The organism is Micromonospora sp. WMMA1998, from assembly GCF_027497375.1.
Taxonomy (GTDB): domain Bacteria; phylum Actinomycetota; class Actinomycetes; order Mycobacteriales; family Micromonosporaceae; genus Micromonospora; species Micromonospora sediminicola.
In genome coordinates this window covers 1,984,369-2,001,315 of record NZ_CP114911.1, presented here as the reverse complement: position 1 = coordinate 2,001,315, position 16,947 = coordinate 1,984,369, and the positions used below count along the sequence as shown (strand labels likewise).

Genomic DNA, 16,947 nt, shown 5'->3' with positions numbered 1-16,947 from the left:
CAGCCGGGGAGAAGAGGACGACGAGTGGCGCAGAAGACGGCTTCGAGCGCGGATCTGGCGTGGCTGCTGGATGACCTGGTCGGCCGGGTCAAGCAGGCGGAACACGCCGTGGCGCTCTCCACGGACGGACTGCTGATGGCCTCGTCCCGCGGCCTGAGCCGGGACGACGGCGAGCACCTGGCGGCGATGGCGGCGGGCATCCAGAGCCTGGCCCGCGGGGCGGGCAAGCGGTTCGGCGGCGGTCAGGTGCAGCAGACCATCATCGAAATGCAGTCCTCCTTCCTCTTCGTCACCGCGGCCGGCCGCAACGCCTGCCTGGCGGTGCTGGCGGCGGAGGACGCGGACGTCGGCCTGATCGCGTACGAGATGGCCATGCTGGTCACCCGGGTCGGCCGGTTCGTGGCGTCACCGACCCGGGAACAGCCCCTCGGCGAGAACACGGCGCGATGACCGGCCCGGGGGAGTCCGCGGAGCAGGAGTGGGTGGACGACCACGCCGGCCCGGTGGTGCGCCCGTACGCCGTGACCGGAGGCCGGGCCCGCCCGGTCACCGGGACGTTCGACCTGATCTCCCTGGTCAGCGCGACCCGCACGGAAGTGGGGTCGGAGTCCGGGCTCGGCCCGGAGCACGTGGCGATCGTCGGCCTCTGCCAGCGGATCCAGTCCGTGGCCGAGATCGCCGCCCATCTCAACCTGCCGGTGGGCACGGTCCGGGTCCTCCTCGGAGACCTCGCCGCCCGCAGCCTGGTGCAGGTACGCGAGCCGCGCGCCACCCCCGCCGGCCTTCCCGACGAGCACGTTTTCGAGGCGGTAATCAATGGACTACGGGCGCTCTGAGCGGCCGGCGGGAGCGGCGCCGCTGCCCACCGCGATCAAGATCCTGATCGCCGGCGGGTTCGGCGTGGGCAAGACCACCCTGGTCGGCGCGGTCAGCGAGACCCGGCCGCTGCGCACGGAAGAGGTGCTGACCGAGACCGGCATCGGCATCGACGACCTGTCCGGTGTGGAGGAGAAGTCGACCACCACCGTGGCGATGGACTTCGGCCGCATCACCATCAGCGACGACCTGGTGCTCTACCTGTTCGGCACGCCCGGGCAGGACCGGTTCTGGTTCGTCTGGGACGAGCTGGCGCTGGGCGCCCTCGGCGCGGTGGTGCTCGCCGACACCCGCCGGCTGGCCGACTGCTTCCCGTCCATCGACTACTTCGAGGGCCGGGGCACGCCGTTCGTGGTGGCGGTGAACTGCTTCGAGGGCGCCCGGACGTTCCGGCTCGACGAGGTGCAGGCGGCGCTGGACCTGGACCCGGGCGTGCCGGTGGTGCTGTGCGACGCGCGGGAGCGGGACTCGGCCAAGGAGGTGCTGATCACGCTGCTGGAGCACGCCATGAAGCTGCGTGAGGCGCGCCGTCGGGCCGCCGGCGACTGACCGTCACCACGCGCGGGAGAAGGCACCACTCTTCTGCGATATACCTCAGCGTCATAAATATGACGCTGAGGTATATCGCTCGTCACGGCTTGTGCCGACCGGAGTCGACACGCCGCGGCGCCGAGCGTCTGCCCCGTGGGCACCGGGGCGGCCGGTCCCCAGCATGCGTGAGAGTCTGGCGCACATGACCGAGGTGACCGTCCGGGCGATGTCCCCGCAGGAGTTCGACCACTGGCAGCACGAACTCGCCGCCGGCTACGCCCAGGAACAGGTCGCCGCCGGCAACTGGCCGGCCGAAGAGGCGCTCGACCGGGCCCGGGAGGCCAACGCCACCCTGCTACCCCAGGGCATGGCCACCCCCGACATGCTCTTCCTGATCGGCGAGACGGCCGACGGATCCCCGGTCGGCCACCTGTGGATCGGCCTGACCCATCCGCGTGGCGTCCCGGACTGTGCCTTCCTCTACGACATCGAGGTGGCACCCGAGCGGCGCGGCGCGGGCCTGGGCCGGGCGCTGCTCGCCGCGGGGGAGGCGGCGGCCCGGGAGCGGGGCGCCCGGGCGCTCGAACTCAACGTCTTCGGCTCCAACGAGCGGGCCGCGTCGCTCTACCGGACGTCGGGCTACCGCGTGATCACCCAGCACATGCGCAAGGACCTGCTCGCCTAGAGACGGGTGGCGGTGCGGACCAGCGCCGCCAGGGCGCGCGAGCGGCTGTGCGGCGGCCACGCGATCACGGTGGTCACCGCGGGCGCGTCCGGCACCGGCACGGCGGCCAGATCGGGGCGCAGCAGCGGCCGGCACGACTCCGGCAGCACCGCCACGGCCCGGCCGAGCGCGATGAGCTGGAGCAGTTGGGCGTGCTCCCGGACCTGAGGGCCCGGACCCGCGGGATAGGTGCCGTCCCGCTGTGGCCAGCGCGGCAACGGCAGGTCGGGCAGCGCCTCGACGTCGGCCAGCCGCAGATGCGTCCGGCCGGCCACCGGATGCCCCGCCGGCACCACCGCCACCTGCTGCTCCGTCACCAGCGCCTCGGTGTCCAGCCCGGCGGTCGAGTCGAACGGGAGGTGCAGCAGCGCGACGTCGGCCCGACCGTCGCGCAGCAGCCGCTCCTGCTCGCCGATGCAGCAGACCGGGCCGCTGTCCGTCGCCTACGCGCCGTCGAAGTCGATGCTCAACGCGGTGACCATCCAGTACGCCCGGGCGTTGGCCGACCCGAACATCCTGGTCAACGCCGCCTGCCCCGGCTTCACCGCGACCGACCTGAACGGCTTCCGTGGGGTGCGGACGCCGCGGCAGGGCGCGGCGGTCGCGGTCCGGTTGGCGACGCTGCCCGACGACGGGCCGACCGGCGGCTTCTTCGAGGACGCGGGCGTGGTGCCGTGGTGACCGGCCCGGTCAGCACCACATGACCGGGTTGCCGGTGGCGACCGACGCGGCGCAGAGCCGGCGCAGCGGCTCGACGAGGTAGGCGTAGTCGTCGGCGCACCGGGGCCGGGTCACCACCGCGAGCCGCTCGGGTCGGGGCGAGTCGTGCTCGCCCACCGGCCTCATCGTCACGGTGGCCCGGGTCCCGTCGTCGCCGACGAGGTCCACCCGGCCGTCGGGCCGCACGCGTTGGGTGAACCGTGTGGCGCGGAACAGCGTGGACGGTGGCTGCGCGACGGTGTCGACGACGAAGAACCCGGCCGGGTCCACGCCGGCGTGCCAGCCCGACCCGTGCATGAAGATCCCGTGGTAATCCTCGATGTACTGCATCACCACCTCCCCGGTCGCCTCGTCGACGAGCGCGGTCTCGTCGGCGATCCGGCTCTCCCGGAACGCGTCCAGCTCGGCGAGCGCCGTCGCCGCCTGCTCGACCGTCAGCCCGCCGTCGTTGCCGTCGGGCAGGCCGGCGACAAGCGTCGGGAAGCGGTCCGCCCCGGCCGCGCGCAGCGCCTGCTGGAACATCCGTACCCCGGTCCAGTTGGCCAGGCCCTCGCTGACCAGCTCCATGTGGCGGTGCGGGCAGGCGTTCTCGGCCATCCAGGCGTAGAAGGCATTCTCGGCCGCGGCGTCGTACCCGTCGCCCGGCAGCAGGGTGAGGCGGCCCTCCTCGTCGTAGCCGACCGGCCCGACCGGGCACGGCGCGGCCAGGCCGTCCTGCCAGCACCGGCAGTGCACGAACGCGTCGAGTCCCACGCCCGCACCCTAGGCGGCGACCGGCTCGGTCGTGGTCCCGGCCGGACGGGCGTGCCATCATCGGCGGCGTGGCTACGCCGTCCCGGCACCTCAGTGTGCACATCGACCGTCCGGTCGCGGAGGTCTACGCGTTCGCGTCCGACCCGGCGAACCTGCCCCGCTGGGCGCCCGGCCTGGGTGCCTCGGTGACGCGCGAGGACGGCCGCTGGTACGTCGAGACGCCCGAGGGGCGGGCCGGGTTGACGTTCGCGCCGGGCAACGACTTCGGCGTGCTCGACCACGAGGTGCGGACGCCGTCCGGCGAGACGGTGTACGTGCCGCTGCGTGCCGTCGCGGACGGCGACGGCACCGAGGTGGTGTTCAGCCTCCGGCGGGGCCCCGGCATGAGCGACGCCGACTTCGCCCGGGACACCGCGCTGGTCGAGGCCGACCTGGCGCGGCTCAAGGCCGTGCTGGAGTCGGCGGAGTAGGTCGGCGGGACAGCCGGTCACGCAGCGCGATCTTTTCATTACTTGTGCCCGGATTCGCGGCTTTGCTCCTTTCCGGATGTCGTTGTCATTGACTCCCGTTTGTGTGGTGGATAGCGTTGTCGTCACGTTGATTGACCGATGACAACCACGGGGATGACATGAGTGAGGTCCTGCGGCGCTGGCCGCGTGTGTGGCGGCTCCATTGAGCCGTCTCGGCATACTCATTCCTCGGGGCCTTACGGCCCTGGAGTGAGTCTTTTCCGGCGTGCGCCGAGGCGTCACACCGGTTTCGTGGGGACCTGACCGTGCTGGTGTAGCGCGTGAATCGCGCCCCTGGTGGCCCTGTCGCCCGTACTGAAGGATCCCTTTTTCTTTTCTCTTTCCGCGATGACGCCGGCGCTTTCGCAGATGCGTCGAACTCCGTGCTGCCACGAATTCTTTCGTGGTCGGCACGGCGCGGTGCGTCCATTTTCCGGCGGAAACAGGTCCGCCCGGAAAAGTGTCTGGTGAGGAGTGTCGATGGGTCAACGTCAAGTGGTCGTGGGGGTGGCGTCCGCGCTACTGGCCACGTCGGTGCTGGCGGTTCCGCCGGCCGCGTCCGCCGTGCCCGCCGCGCCGAAGGCGACGGAGTCGGCGCCCGAGGTGTCGCCGCGCTCGTCGTCGAAGGTGTGGTTGTACGACTCGCCGCAGCGTGCGGTGGCACGGGCCGCCGCGGGGGCGGCGCCGTCGGTGCCGAAGGGCACCGGGCCGGTACGCAGCGGCACGCAGGTGTCGTTCTCGCTGGCCGACCGGATGGAGGTGAAGGTCAACGTCGGGTCCGGCAACCTGATGGTGAACACGACGGACCTCACGCTGCCGGGGATCGCCGGGAACCTGACGCTGGGCGCGTCGTTCAACAGCCTGATGCTGGGCAGCGACCTGTCAGCCGGCGCGCACGGGCCGGGATGGCGGACCCGGGCCGGGCAGGACGTCAAGCTGTACCCGGCCGACGACGGGTCGGTCACCTACGCCGCCGCCGACGGGGTGGTCGGCACGTTCACCTGGTCCGGGTCGGCCTACACCACGCCGGGTGAGTTCAAGGCCAAGCTGGTCAAGAACGGCACCGGCTGGAAGCTGACCGAGAACGAGAGCGGCAAGGAGTTGTTCTTCACCTCCGACGGCCTGCTCGACAATTTATGGTTTGTTTAGCTGAGGATCAACATGGTTCGGTCAACAGACGACGATCTTCCGCGCAAGTTGACCGAGGAGGCCCGGCGCGAGGTGCGCCAGGCTCTCCGGGCAGGAAGGCAGGTACAAGATCCCTCTCTCGCTTGCATGGCTGTAGCGGAGGGGGAAAGGAGTTTGACGTGGCTGGATAACTCCTTGAACCGTCCGAAGAGCCGAAGTTTGCTGGTTCGCCTTGCGCCGCTATTCTGGACCACCGTAATGCTGGCAGCAGCCGTGTATCTACTGCAGCAGGATCGGCTGCTGTTCGGTCTTATTGCAGCTGCTGGCGCTCTTTTGGTGGGACTAGCCGTAATCGGTGCGGGATGGGCGAGAGCTCGCCTACGTCTACTCCGGCTACGTACTCGGAGGTCGGTGGGTTTGAACCGATCGATTTGTGGCACTGCACGAGACGCTAACTCGTGATTCTGCCTGTGGGAGCCGAACGTGACGTTCGGTCCCCACAGCGTCGCTGGCCTCGGGGCCACAGCCCAATGCCACGTAGCCTAATTGGTCGACGGCGTACGCGGTGAACTGGTCGTGCCGCAGTTGTAAGGAAGGGCCCCTTATTAACGCCTGGGGTAGAGGAAGGGCCCCTTTTTAACAGCGAGCTGTTAAAAAGGGGCCCTTCCTTACATCCAAGGTCAGCTGGCGATCATGCGGCGCAGCACGTACTGCAGGATGCCGCCGTGCCGGTAGTAGTCGGCCTCACCCGGGGTGTCGATGCGGACCACGGCGTCGAACTCCACGCCGGTGTCGGTGGTGACCTTCACCGTGCGCGGGGTGTCGCCGTCGTTCAGCGCGGTGACGCCGCTGATCGAGAACGTCTCCGTGCCGGTCAGGCCCAGCGACTCGGCGGTGGTGTCCACCGGGAACTGCAGCGGCAGGACGCCCATGCCGATCAGGTTCGAGCGGTGGATCCGCTCGTACGACTCGGCGATGACCGCCTTGACGCCCAGCAGCATGGTGCCCTTGGCCGCCCAGTCGCGCGACGAACCCGAGCCGTACTCCTTGCCGGCCAGGATGACCAGCGGGACGCCCGCCTCCTGGTAGGCCATCGAGGCGTCGTAGATCGAGGACTGCTCGCCGGTGAGGTGGTTGACCGTGAAGCCGCCCTCCACGCCCGGGACGAGCTGGTTGCGCAGCCGGATGTTGGCGAACGTGCCCCGGATCATCACCTCGTGGTTGCCCCGGCGGGAGCCGTACGAGTTGAACTCGTGCCGGGCCACGCCGTGCTCGGCCAGGTACGTGCCGGCGGGGGAGTCCGCCTTGATCGAGCCGGCCGGGGAGATGTGGTCGGTGGTCACCGAGTCGCCCAGCTTCGCCAGCACCCGCGCGTCGGCGATGTCCTGCACCGGGGTCGGCTGCTGCTGCATGCCCTCGAAGTACGGGGGCTTGCGCACGTAGGTCGACTCGCCGTCCCAGGAGAACGTGTCACCGGTCGGGGTCGGCAGCGACTGCCAGCGCTCGTCGCCGGCGAACACGTCGGCGTACGCGGAGCTGAAGCCGGTCGCGCCGATCGCCGAGGCGATGACGTCCTGAATCTCGGCGGTGTTCGGCCAGATCTCCCGCAGGTACACCGGGTTGCCCTGCGAGTCCTCACCGATCGGCTCGTTGGCCAGGTCGATGTCCATGGTGCCGGCGAGCGCGTACGCGACCACCAGCGGCGGGGACGCCAGGTAGTTCATCTTGACGTCCGGGTTGATCCGGCCCTCGAAGTTGCGGTTGCCGGACAGCACCGACACGACGGCCAGGTCGCCCTCGTTGACGGCGGCCGAGACCTCCTCCGGCAGCGGGCCGGAGTTGCCGATGCAGGTGGTGCAGCCGTAGCCGACCAGGTTGAAGCCGAGCTTCTCCAGGTACGGCGTGAGGCCGGCGCGGTCGTAGTAGTCCATGACGACCTTGGAACCCGGCGCGAGGGTGGTCTTCACCCACGGCTTGCGGGCCAGGCCCTTCTCCACCGCGTTGCGGGCCAGCAGCGCGGCGCCGATCATGACCTGCGGGTTCGAGGTGTTGGTGCAGGAGGTGATCGCGGCGATCACCACGGCGCCGTGGTCCAGCTCGTACTCGACGCCGTCGGCGCCGGTCACCCGGACCGGGTTGGTGGCCCGGCCGCCCGAGCCCACCGCGGCGGTCTCCAGGTCACGCGGCGCGTCCGCCGGGTCGTTGACCCCGTTGGCCGGGGCGTCGCTGGCCGGGAACGACTCGGCGCTGGCCTCGTCGGCCGGGCCGTCGGTGCCGAACGGCTTCTGCTGCTGCGGCACGCCCGGCTTGCGGCTCGGGTCGCCGCCGGTCTCGTCGGCGGCCACGTAGTCGGTCAGCGCCGAGCGGAACAGCGTCTTGGCGCTGCCCAGCGGCACCCGGTCCTGCGGGCGCTTCGGGCCGGCCAGGGACGGCTCGATGGTGCCGAGGTCCAGCTCCAGGCGCTCCGAGTACTCCGGCTCGCGCGCCGGGTCGTGCCAGAGGCCCTGCTCCTTGGCGTACGCCTCGACCAGCGCGACCTGAGACGCGTCACGGCCGGTCAGCTCCAGGTAGCGGACGGTCTCGGCGTCGATCGGGAAGATCGCCACGGTCGAGCCGTACTCCGGCGACATGTTGCCGATGGTGGCGCGGTTGGCCAGCGGCACCGCGCTCACGCCCGGGCCGTAGAACTCGACGAACTTGCCGACCACGCCGTGCTTGCGCAGCATCTCGGTGATGGTGAGCACCAGGTCGGTGGCGGTGGTGCCGGCCGGCATCTCACCGGAGAGCTTGAAGCCGACGACGCGCGGGATCAGCATGCTGACCGGCTGGCCGAGCATCGCGGCCTCGGCCTCGATGCCGCCGACGCCCCAGCCCAGCACGCCGAGGCCGTTGACCATGGTGGTGTGCGAGTCGGTGCCGACGACGGTGTCCGGGTACGCCTGGCCGTTGCGCTCCATGATCGTACGGGCCAGGTACTCGATGTTGACCTGGTGCACGATGCCGGTGCCCGGCGGGACTACCTTGAACTCGTTGAACGCGGTCTGGCCCCAGCGCAGGAACTGGTAGCGCTCCTTGTTGCGCTCGTACTCCAGCTCGACGTTGCGCTCGAAGGCGTCCTCGCGGCCGAACAGGTCGGCGATGACGGAGTGGTCGATGACCAGCTCGGCCGGGGCGAGCGGGTTCACCTTGGTGGCGTCGCCGCCGAGGTCGCGGACCGCCTCGCGCATGGTGGCCAGGTCGACCACGCAGGGCACGCCGGTGAAGTCCTGCATCAGCACCCGGGCCGGGGTGAACTGGATCTCCACGCTCGGGTCGGCGGTGGGGTCCCACGCGCCGAGCTGCTGGATGTGGTCGGCGGTGATGTTCGCGCCGTCCTCGGTCCGCAGCAGGTTCTCCAGCAGGATCTTCAAGCTGTAGGGCAGCCGATCGTGGCCCTCCACCTTGTCGATCCTGAAAATCTCGTAGCTCGCGTCTCCGACGCGTAGCTGGGTCTTCGCACCGAAGGTGTCGAGGCTCGCCACGTCGTACTCCTTCACACCAGCGACCGTGAGTAGTCCTGAGCAGTTTGTCGCACCGACCGGGGCGCCGCCGTGCTTAGGCGACACTTACCTACGTCGGTCTCTACAAAACCGTACGTCCGTCTTGCTATTCGCGCAACCTCGCGTGAGGGTGCGGGACGCGGAGGGCTCCCGGCCGGCGACGGGTCCACACGTGTGCTTCGGGCCCTCGGGCGGCGAGGTCGCGCGGGTAGGGTCGGTGCGTGGTCGACGTGCAGCACTGGCTCTCCGCGCTACCCCCGGGCGTGATCTACCTGATCGTGGGCGGGGTGATCGGCGTCGAGAGCATGGGCATCCCACTGCCCGGCGAGATCGTGCTGGTCAGCTCCGCTCTGCTCGCCGCCACCGGGGTGGTCCAGCCCGAGTGGGTGGCCATCGCCGCCGCGACCGGCGCGATCGTCGGCGACTCCATCGGGTACGCGGTGGGCCGTCGCGGCGGGCGGCCGCTGCTCGAACGGCTGGGTCGGCGCTTCCCCAAGCACCTCGGCCCGGCGCACCTGGCCCGCGCCGAGCAGAGCTTCGCCCGTCACGGTGTCTGGGCGGTCTTCTTCGGGCGGTTCGTCGCGCTGCTGCGCATCCTCGCCGGCCCGTTGGCCGGGGCGCTGCACGTGCCGTACCGGCGGTTCCTGGTGGCGAACGCGGCCGGCGGTCTGGTCTGGGCGTTCGGCACCACCTACCTGTTGTTCTCCGTCGGGCGGGCCGCCGAGCACTGGCTCAAGGACATCTCCTGGGCCGGGCTGGTGCTCGCCGTGCTGGCCGGCCTGGTCAGCACCGCGTGGCTGCGCCGCCGCGCGAAGCGGCTGGGCCCGGTCGAGGCGCCCGACCAGGCTGAGCCGGTCGGGGCGACCGAGCGCTGACAAAGGGCCCGACCCCGTGGTGGGGTCGGGCCCTTGTCGGTGTGGGTCAGCTGGTGCTGTAGCCGCGGGTGGCGATCCAGTCGGCGAGGTTGTCCACGCTCATCCGGTAGGTAGCCATGGTGGGGTCGGCGCTGTCGGCGATGGTGACGGTGGTGCCGTTGTCGCGGTAGCCGATGACGCTGATGTAGTGGCCGCCTTCGAAGGAGTGGGTGGTGCCGTCGGTGTCGGTGGCGGTGCCGGCGATGTTGGCGACCACGGCGCGGCCGTCGTCGACGGTGCGCACGATGTCGGCGCGCAGGGTGTCGGTCTGCTTGTCGTCGGCCTTACGGTCCTTGATTTCGACGGAGTGGTAGGTCTTGCCGGTTTCCTTGTTCAGGACCGGGGTGATGTCGTTGATGCTGTTGGTGCCTGCTTCGGTGGTGCCCATCTCCTTGGCCATGGCGTGGACGTCGATGTTCTTGCCCAGGACGCTGATGGCGTTGCGGGCGGCGGCGGGGCCGCAGTAGTAGAAGTTGGGCTGGGCTTCGTAGCGCACGTCGAGTTCCCGCTCGCCGTGGCCGCTCTTGCGGTCGGCCACCACGGCCTTCTCGGCCGGGGCGGCGTGGGCGGCGATGGCGGGGCCGGCGATGCCACCGGCGGTCGCGGCGATACCGGCAGCGGTCAGCACGGTGGTGCGCAGCAGGGTGGTAGCCATGATGGTGCCTCCCGAAGGGGGGGTGGGGGGACACGGCACGGGGGGTGCCGTGAAGAGGGGGGAAAGTCTGCGATCCGGCGGCCCGGGGGCCTGCACGGGGCCTGCGCGGCGGCCGGGGGGCCTGCACGGCGGCTCAGGGGGATGTAACCACCGGCGGGGGCCGGTCATTCCCAGCGGGCCTGCCGGAGCGGGGGTGTGTAACCACCGGTGGCGGCGTGGTCATTCCGACCGGGCCCGGCAACCACCGGTGGCGGGGTGGTCATCCCGACCGGGCCTGGCCTGCCGACTCGACGGTCGGGGCGGCACGCGGTCTACCCGGTACAACGCCGCGCCCCCGGCACCGATTCCACCCTGACCGTGGCACCGACCACGGCCGAACCGGACACACGGGCTGATAGCGCGCAGCCACCCCTGATGTCCGGTTTGTCGACCGGACATCACGGGTCACATCGCCGTCGACGACCTACGCGCCGACCCCGGCTTCTCGGTCGACGGTCCCGAGATCTTGATAGGGAAGCGGCCCCCCGTCGGGGCGCTTTCTACCAAGGTCTCGAGGCGTCCCGGACGGTGATCCTGAAGGCGAGCAGCTCACCCCACCCGACGCAGATGGCATCGGACCGGGCGGACACCACCGACCGGGGGCGTCGGGTGACCCGGCACGGGCCGGGCGGCGCCCTGTCACGGTGCCTATCGAGCTGATGCCGTCAACGACTCACGCTCCCGTCGCCGGCGGGCACCAACGCCCCGAAGCGACTCACGCTCCCGTCGCCGGCGGGCACCAACGCCCCGAGTCGTTTCTGATATCAGCTCGAAAGGCGTCGCGAAGGCGAATGCAGCGGGCGCGGGCTGTACGCGATCCGTCCTGGTACGCGGGCGGCGACCGAGCCACCGGCTCGATCACACCCCCGGTCGCAGCCGTTCGGCGGCCGGCTGGCGGACACGCGAATGTCACGGCCCGACGCACCGACAGCAGGCCAAGCATGCCTCTGAGGCCATCCGCGTCGCCGCCACCTCGGCGTCATGGATCGGGACGTCAGGTGAGCCGGTCGAGCAGGGCGTCTCGGGCGGTGCGGACGGCAGTCGGGATTCCTCGGGTGTGGTCCAGAGGGTCGAATCCGTGCCGTCCGTTCGGTACGTCCACCACGCGCATCGGCAAGCCCTGTCGCTCGGCGGCGGCGGTGAACGCCGCGACGGTCGAGGCGACCCGGGTCGGTCCCCCCGACCCGGGTCGGCCGCGCCCGTCGACCCGGCCGCGCACGCCGCCCGCAGAGGGCCGGCGGGTCTCCCATCGCCCCGATGGGAGGGCAGCCCGCCACCGCGCGCCGCCCCGTCACCCTCCAGTCAGGAGGAGGATGCTTTCGCGTGCCGCTCGCGCAGCCGGTCCCGGATCTCCTCCGGGGTGTACGCCCGCCGCCGCCGTTCTGCCCGGGCCACGACCACGCCCGTCGCCGCCACACCGGCGAGACCGGCCAGGCCGAGCAGCTTCCACCACCGCATCCGTTGCCGCATCGGCTTAGGGTAGTCCTCCATGAGCATCAGCCTGGACGAGGCCGTGGAGCTGACCCGCACCGGCGACCTGTGGGTGTTCCGCGGACGCAGCGTGCCCGATCGGGCCATCCAGTTGACCACCAACAGCCCGGTCAACCACGTGGGCATGGCGGTGGTGCTGGACGACATGCCGCCGTTGATGTGGCACGCGGAGCTGGGCCGCTCGCTGCCGGACATGTGGACCGGCACGCACCAGCGCGGCGTGCAACTGCACGACCTGCGCGACGCGGTCTGCGTCTGGGCCAACCGCTACGGCCAGCGGGGCTGGCTGCGTCAGCTCGAACCGTCGGCCGACGCCGCGATGGAGGAGGCGGTGCTGCGTACCGTGGCTCGTCTCGACGGCACACCCTTCCCGTCCACGGCGCAGCTCGCCTGGCGCTGGGCCCGGGGCCGGGTGCCGAACCCGCGCCGCCGTCCGTCCACCCCGGACGGGGGCCGGCCGACGGACGGGAGCGGGTCCACCGACGGCGGCCGGACCTCCGGCCGCGACCGGGCGCTGGAGACGGCGTACTGCGCGGAGGTCGTCGCGGTGACCTACGAGGCGATGGGGCTGCTGCCCGCCGGCCGGCGCCCCAACTGGTACGACCCGGGGCGGTTCTGGAGCGGCGACGACCTGGCCCTGACCGGCGGCGCGCAGCTCGGCGCGGAGATCGAGGTGCGCATCCCGCCCCGCTGACCAGGTTTGCCCGGTCGGCCGGCCGGTAATGAGGAGCCTCGTGACGGCTTCCACCGACCTCGACACGCTCGCCGACTTCTTCGACCGGTACGGCGTGGCGCTGACCACCGCCGACGTGCCGGCCATCGCCGGCTGCTACGCCCTGCCCGGGCTGGTGGTGGCTGACACCTACAGCTTCTCGTTCACCTCGCCGGCCGCGGTGGCGCTCAGCTTCGTCGGCGCCGCCCCCGACTACCAGGAGCGGGAGCTGGTCGCCGCGAACGCCCAGATCGAGGACGTGCAACAGGTGTCGGCGCTGCTCACCGAGGTGGCGGTGCGGTGGGAGTTCCTGGACAGCCAGGGCGGCGCGGTGCCCGGCGAGCGCTATCGCTACCTGCTGCGGACCACCGACGAGGGTCCGGTGATCTGCACCGTCATCCGCACCGCCTGAACCGCCCCGGGTGTTAAGCGGGGGCCCCTCCTCTACCGCAGGCGTTAAGAAGGGGCCCCTCCTTACCTGTCAGCGGCGGCTGCCGGCCCAGCGGTCGGCCTCGGGCGCCGAGTGCAGGCCCGGCTCGTGCAGGCCCTCCTCGGTCACCTGGCCGATCCGGCGGTAGGTGTCCGGCCGGCTGGTCCGAAGCACCGCGCCCCAGATCAGGCCGAGCACACCGGCGATCACCGGGATCGCCGGCAGCAGCCACTTGAGGTAGCTCGCGGTGTCCGGCGCGAGCAGCGCGTCGAAGTTGAACAGCAGCACCAGCAGCACGGCGGTGAGCAGGACCGTGCCGAGGACCGGGGCGATCGCCCGCTGCCACAGCGTCTCCGGGCCGGAGCGGCCCCGGAAGAAGCCGACGACGGCGGCGGAGGTGAGCGTCATCAGCAGCACGACACCGACCGCGGCCGAGCCGGACAGCCAGGTGAACAGGTCGATGACCGGGTCCCGGCCGGTGACCGCGAACGCCAGGAAGACGACCACGGCCAGCACGCTCTGCACCAACGAGCCCGCGACCGGAGCGCCGCTGCGGCTGGAGGTGGCGCCGAGGAAGCGGGGCAGGACGTTCTCCCGGCCCAGCGCGAACAGGTAGCGGGCGACGCCGTTGTGGAACGACAGCAGGGCGGCGAGCACGCTGGTGATGAACAGGACGTTGGCGATGTCCGCGACGACCGCGCCGGTGTACTGGTCGAGGGCGCCGAAGACGACGCCCGGTCCGGCCTCGCCGCTGGCCTGCGGCGCGTTCTCCGGCCCGGTGAGCACGGTCAGCGCCCAGGCGGAGAAGGCGTAGAACAGACCGGTGAACGCGACCGCGATGTAGGTGGCGCGGGCCACCGTGCGCCGCGGGTCCTTCACCTCCTCGCTGTAGATGGCGCCGCTCTCGAAGCCGGTGAAGGAGGCGATGGTGAACGCGAGCACGGCGCCGAACCCGGCTCCGAACAGCTGGCCGGGGCTGATGCCGGCGGTGGTGACGCTGCCGCCGGCCGGGTGGGCGAACGCGACCAGGTCGAAGATCAGCACCACGACGCACTCGAGGACGAGCAGCACCGCCAGCACGCTCGCGTTGAGGTCGATGCGCAGCACGCCGAGCACGCCGATGAAGACCCAGGCCAGCAGCGCCCAGACCCACCAGGCCAGGTCCAGCCCGGCCTTGGCGGACATGAAGTCGGAGACGATGGCGCCGAGCAGCCCGTAGAGGCCGATCTGGATGGCGTTGTACGCGGCCAGCGCGACCGCCGAGCCGGCCACCCCGCCGGCCCGGCCGAGGCCGTTGGCGATGTACGCGTAGAACGCGCCCGCGTTGGCGACGTACCGGCTCATCGCGGCGTAGCCGGTGGCGAAGATCGCGAGGACGGCGGCGAGCAGCACGAAGCCGAGCGCGGCGCCGATGTTGCCGCTGACGGCGTACATGGTGGTGACACCGCCGCCGAGAACGGTCAGCGGGGCCGACGCGGCGACGGTGAAGAAGACGAGATGGGCGGTGCCGAGACGGCCACGGCGCAGCCCACCGTCGGAGAAGAACGGATCGGAGGACAAGGCTTCTCCAGGGGAGGGGGTGAGGGGGTCGGGAGTGTCTACTTCGGAACAGCCTGAAGCAGGGTATTGGTGATCACGGATCGTCACAACCCCACTTCGATATCGATTGGGGCGCGCGCACTCGACCGGAATTGAGCTGTGCGTGGTCATGCCGTACCGTCCCGTGTCGACGATCACGGCCACCGTTCGAGGATGGACCATGACCTACCCCGGGGCACAAGCCACGTACCGGCTCGCCGATGCGCTGTTCCTCATCGGACACGACGAGTTCACCGGTAAGCCGCACGTCGCCGTCGACCGGCTGGAGTGCGGGCTGGCCGGTGCCGCGCTCGCCGAGCTGATGTTCGAGGGGCGGATCGCCCTCGACGGTGGCGGCATCGCCGCGGTCGACCCGCGGTTGTGGCAGGAGCCGCTGACCGATCTGCTGATCACCGAGATCCTGCGCCGTGAGGGCGCGCATCCGGCCCGGCTGTGGATCCGCTACCTGCGCACCCAGCTCAACATCAACGAGCGGGTCGGCACCCGGCTGGTCACCGCCGGCGTCCTGCGTCGCGAGCAGGGCAAGCTCATCGGCCGGTCGGTGCGCTGGCCGGCCATCGACCCGAACCAGGCGGCCTCACCTCGGGTACGCCTGACCGCCATGCTGATGCACTCGTCCCCGGCCGAGCTGGACCCGGGCACACTGCTGCTGGCGAGCCTCGCCGAGGCGGTCGGGCTCGCCGCGCACATCTTCGACCCGCAGGTGGGCGGCCGGATGCGGGACTGCCGGCGGTTCCTGCCGGCGCAGCTCGACGGGCTGCTCGCCGCCGTGGTCGGCGCGCTCGACGCCAGCACCACGACGGTACGCCGCTGAGGTCCCGCCCCGACGGGCCGGGGCGGGACCGGCCCGCTCAGGCGGGGTCGCGCCACATCGGGTAGAGGCTGGGTCCCTCGGGCAGGTCCAGCGTCACCGGGCGGCGCCGGAAGCCGAGCCGTTCGTAGAGCGCGGCGTTGCGCGGAGTGCTGGCCTCCAGGTACGCGGCGGTGCCGGCCCGGTCCAGCTCGGCCAGCCGGTCGCGTAGCAACGCCGATCCGACACCCCTGCCGTGGTGGTCGGGGTGCACGCCGATGAACGGCAGGTACCAGTGCGGCTCGCCGGGATGGTTGGCGGCCATCAGCTCGTCGAGCACGCCGAAGCGCTTCATCGCCTCCGGCCCGATCGCGTTCTCCAGGTCGGCGAGCTCCTCGCCCTCGTCCTCGGCGTGGTCGCCCCCGACCGGCAGCCAGAGCGTGGCGCCCAGACCGTCGCCGGCGACGTGGACCTCACCGGTCCGCAGCGCGAGGGCGACGAACGGCCCGAAGAACGCGGGGTGCACCCGCGCGCGGTGGTCGTCGGCCGGGAAGATCCAGCCGCTCACCGGGTCGCGCATGAACGCCTCGGCGAGGATTGCGGTCACGACGGCGGCGTCCTGCGTGGACGCTCGCCGGATGGTGCCCTGCCACTGAGTCACTGCCACCCGTCCTGCCGGCTGCACGAGCCATTGTGGTCATTGATCGGCGTGCAACGTATCAGGTGCCCCCGGTCGCGCGGCAGACCCCGGCGCTCCGGTCGCCGTACCCCGCTCTCCGTGGCTACGCTGGCCCGGCCCGCCGAACGGAGGACCATGTCCCGTACGCGTCGCCCCGGCTCCTCGCCCGGGGCCGCCATCACCTCGTCGCCCTGGGTCCTGGTCGCGATCGGGGTCATCGTGATGGTGGTGCTGCTGGTGGTGGCGCTCGGCTCGGTGCGGGGCCGGCGGACGTTCCCGGCGGCGGCGCCGTCGGACCCGGTGATGTCGCTGCCGGGGCTGCCGGCGTCCCCGCCCACCCCGTCCGGTGGCCCGGCCGCCCCGCCGAGCACGGCCGCGCGGCCCGTGGTCCCGGGGTTGTCCCCGCGGTCGACCGTGCTGCCCGCCGCGCCGACGCCGGTCGCGCCGACGAGCAGCCCGCGCGCCGGCGGCCGACCCGCCCCGCCGCCTCCGCCGGCCCCGCCGTCCGCGGTGACCGGCCGGTACGCGGTGGTGAACAGCTTCGACGGCGGTTTCATCGGCGAGGTGCGGTTGGTCAACACCGGCGGCGCGGCGCGGGGCTGGACGGTACGGCTGACGTTCCCCGGGGGCCGGCTGGTCACGGCCTGGGTGCAGGGCGCCGAGCAGGGCACCTTCGGCTTCGCCGACGACGTGTTCACCTACCGCAGCGGTGTCGACCTGGCCGCGGGCGCGTCGGTGCCGGTGCAGTTCCACATCGAACGGGCGGGCTCCCATCCGGCGAGCTGCGCGGTCGACGGCGTGGCCTGCGCCGGGCTCTGAGACGGCGGGACGACCCCACCTGCTTTTGCAAGATGACTG

The 16,947-nt window shown here is 71.5% G+C and carries 18 protein-coding genes and 1 pseudogene; 12 read left to right on the top strand and 7 right to left on the bottom strand.

The window, feature by feature from the left end; all coding sequences use genetic code 11:
• The first annotated feature begins 24 nt into the window (after window positions 1-24).
• The 4 genes from O7600_RS08625 (at window position 25) to O7600_RS08610 (ending at window position 2,092) form a co-directional block, all read left to right on the top strand.
• The gene (locus O7600_RS08625) at window positions 25-450 is read left to right on the top strand and encodes a roadblock/LC7 domain-containing protein (RefSeq protein ID WP_091573440.1); all 426 of its coding nucleotides are present in this window, start codon (window positions 25-27) and stop codon (window positions 448-450) included.
• A complete protein-coding gene (locus O7600_RS08620; RefSeq protein WP_281593141.1) occupies window positions 447-836 on the top strand; it encodes a DUF742 domain-containing protein in 390 nt (129 codons plus the stop codon). Before O7600_RS08625 ends, O7600_RS08620 begins: the two co-directional genes overlap by 4 nt.
• On the top strand, window positions 817-1,425 hold the full coding sequence (locus tag O7600_RS08615) for an ATP/GTP-binding protein (RefSeq protein ID WP_091573442.1): 609 nt from the start codon (window positions 817-819) through the stop codon (window positions 1,423-1,425). Before O7600_RS08620 ends, O7600_RS08615 begins: the two co-directional genes overlap by 20 nt.
• Window positions 1,426-1,588: 163 nt before the next feature.
• Window positions 1,589-2,092, top strand: a complete 504-nt coding sequence (locus O7600_RS08610) for a GNAT family N-acetyltransferase (RefSeq protein WP_281593140.1) — start codon at window positions 1,589-1,591, stop codon at window positions 2,090-2,092.
• On the opposite strand, the gene O7600_RS08605 is transcribed toward O7600_RS08610, so the two are convergent.
• Complete coding sequence (locus O7600_RS08605) at window positions 2,089-2,496, bottom strand: LysR substrate-binding domain-containing protein (protein WP_281594099.1); 408 nt, start codon at window positions 2,494-2,496, stop codon at window positions 2,089-2,091. The two genes, O7600_RS08610 and O7600_RS08605, sit on opposite strands and share 4 nt — an antisense overlap.
• Window positions 2,497-2,551: 55 nt before the next feature.
• On the opposite strand from O7600_RS08605, the pseudogene O7600_RS08600 reads away from it, so the two are divergent.
• Window positions 2,552-2,812: pseudogene (locus O7600_RS08600) on the top strand (SDR family NAD(P)-dependent oxidoreductase); the annotation flags it as partial.
• Window positions 2,813-2,821: 9 nt separating this feature from the next.
• Here O7600_RS08600 and O7600_RS08595 read toward each other — a convergent pair.
• Entirely contained in the window at window positions 2,822-3,604 is a 783-nt protein-coding gene (locus tag O7600_RS08595; protein WP_281593139.1) for a hypothetical protein, read from the bottom strand.
• 68 nt (window positions 3,605-3,672) lie between these two features.
• Here O7600_RS08595 and O7600_RS08590 point away from each other — a divergent pair, with 68 nt between their 5' ends.
• Together O7600_RS08590 and O7600_RS08585 are read left to right on the top strand one after the other, a co-directional pair.
• Entirely contained in the window at window positions 3,673-4,074 is a 402-nt protein-coding gene (locus O7600_RS08590; RefSeq protein ID WP_281593138.1) for an SRPBCC family protein, read from the top strand.
• Between the two features lie 519 nt (window positions 4,075-4,593).
• Window positions 4,594-5,262 carry a DUF6531 domain-containing protein gene (locus O7600_RS08585; RefSeq protein ID WP_281593137.1) on the top strand — a complete coding sequence of 223 codons (669 nt, stop codon included), beginning with the start codon at window positions 4,594-4,596 and terminating at the stop codon, window positions 5,260-5,262.
• A gap of 659 nt (window positions 5,263-5,921) precedes the next feature.
• On the opposite strand, the gene O7600_RS08580 is transcribed toward O7600_RS08585, so the two are convergent.
• A complete protein-coding gene (locus O7600_RS08580; protein ID WP_281593136.1) occupies window positions 5,922-8,777 on the bottom strand; it encodes an aconitate hydratase in 2,856 nt (951 codons plus the stop codon).
• A gap of 224 nt (window positions 8,778-9,001) precedes the next feature.
• Between O7600_RS08580 and O7600_RS08575 the strand changes: the two genes are divergently transcribed.
• Window positions 9,002-9,655, top strand: coding sequence for a DedA family protein (locus O7600_RS08575; protein WP_281593135.1), 654 nt, complete (start codon window positions 9,002-9,004; stop codon window positions 9,653-9,655).
• A 46-nt stretch (window positions 9,656-9,701) separates the two neighbouring features.
• On the opposite strand, the gene O7600_RS08570 is transcribed toward O7600_RS08575, so the two are convergent.
• Together O7600_RS08570 and O7600_RS08565 are read right to left on the bottom strand one after the other, a co-directional pair.
• Window positions 9,702-10,349, bottom strand: a complete 648-nt coding sequence (locus O7600_RS08570) for a C39 family peptidase (RefSeq protein ID WP_281593134.1) — start codon at window positions 10,347-10,349, stop codon at window positions 9,702-9,704.
• A 1,341-nt stretch (window positions 10,350-11,690) separates the two neighbouring features.
• Window positions 11,691-11,879 (bottom strand): hypothetical protein, encoded by a 189-nt coding sequence (locus O7600_RS08565; RefSeq protein WP_281593133.1) that lies wholly within the window; start codon window positions 11,877-11,879, stop codon window positions 11,691-11,693.
• Between O7600_RS08565 and O7600_RS08560 the strand changes: the two genes are divergently transcribed.
• Both O7600_RS08560 and O7600_RS08555 read left to right on the top strand, forming a co-directional pair.
• Window positions 11,878-12,573: a hypothetical protein gene (locus tag O7600_RS08560; protein ID WP_281593132.1), complete on the top strand. Its 696-nt coding sequence runs from the start codon at window positions 11,878-11,880 to the stop codon at window positions 12,571-12,573. The two genes, O7600_RS08565 and O7600_RS08560, sit on opposite strands and share 2 nt — an antisense overlap.
• Before the next feature lie 40 nt (window positions 12,574-12,613).
• Entirely contained in the window at window positions 12,614-13,003 is a 390-nt protein-coding gene (locus tag O7600_RS08555) for a hypothetical protein (RefSeq protein WP_281593131.1), read from the top strand.
• Between the two features lie 69 nt (window positions 13,004-13,072).
• Here the strand turns inward: O7600_RS08555 and O7600_RS08550 are convergent, their stop codons facing one another.
• Window positions 13,073-14,581 (bottom strand): APC family permease, encoded by a 1,509-nt coding sequence (locus O7600_RS08550; protein ID WP_281593130.1) that lies wholly within the window; start codon window positions 14,579-14,581, stop codon window positions 13,073-13,075.
• Between the two features lie 199 nt (window positions 14,582-14,780).
• On the opposite strand from O7600_RS08550, the gene O7600_RS08545 reads away from it, so the two are divergent.
• Window positions 14,781-15,434, top strand: coding sequence for a GPP34 family phosphoprotein (locus O7600_RS08545; protein WP_099164425.1), 654 nt, complete (start codon window positions 14,781-14,783; stop codon window positions 15,432-15,434).
• 37 nt (window positions 15,435-15,471) lie between these two features.
• Here the strand turns inward: O7600_RS08545 and O7600_RS08540 are convergent, their stop codons facing one another.
• On the bottom strand, window positions 15,472-16,077 hold the full coding sequence (locus O7600_RS08540) for a GNAT family N-acetyltransferase (protein WP_281593129.1): 606 nt from the start codon (window positions 16,075-16,077) through the stop codon (window positions 15,472-15,474).
• Window positions 16,078-16,224: 147 nt separating this feature from the next.
• On the opposite strand from O7600_RS08540, the gene O7600_RS08535 reads away from it, so the two are divergent.
• Window positions 16,225-16,908: a cellulose binding domain-containing protein gene (locus O7600_RS08535; RefSeq protein ID WP_281593128.1), complete on the top strand. Its 684-nt coding sequence runs from the start codon at window positions 16,225-16,227 to the stop codon at window positions 16,906-16,908.
• Window positions 16,909-16,947: the final 39 nt, after the last annotated feature.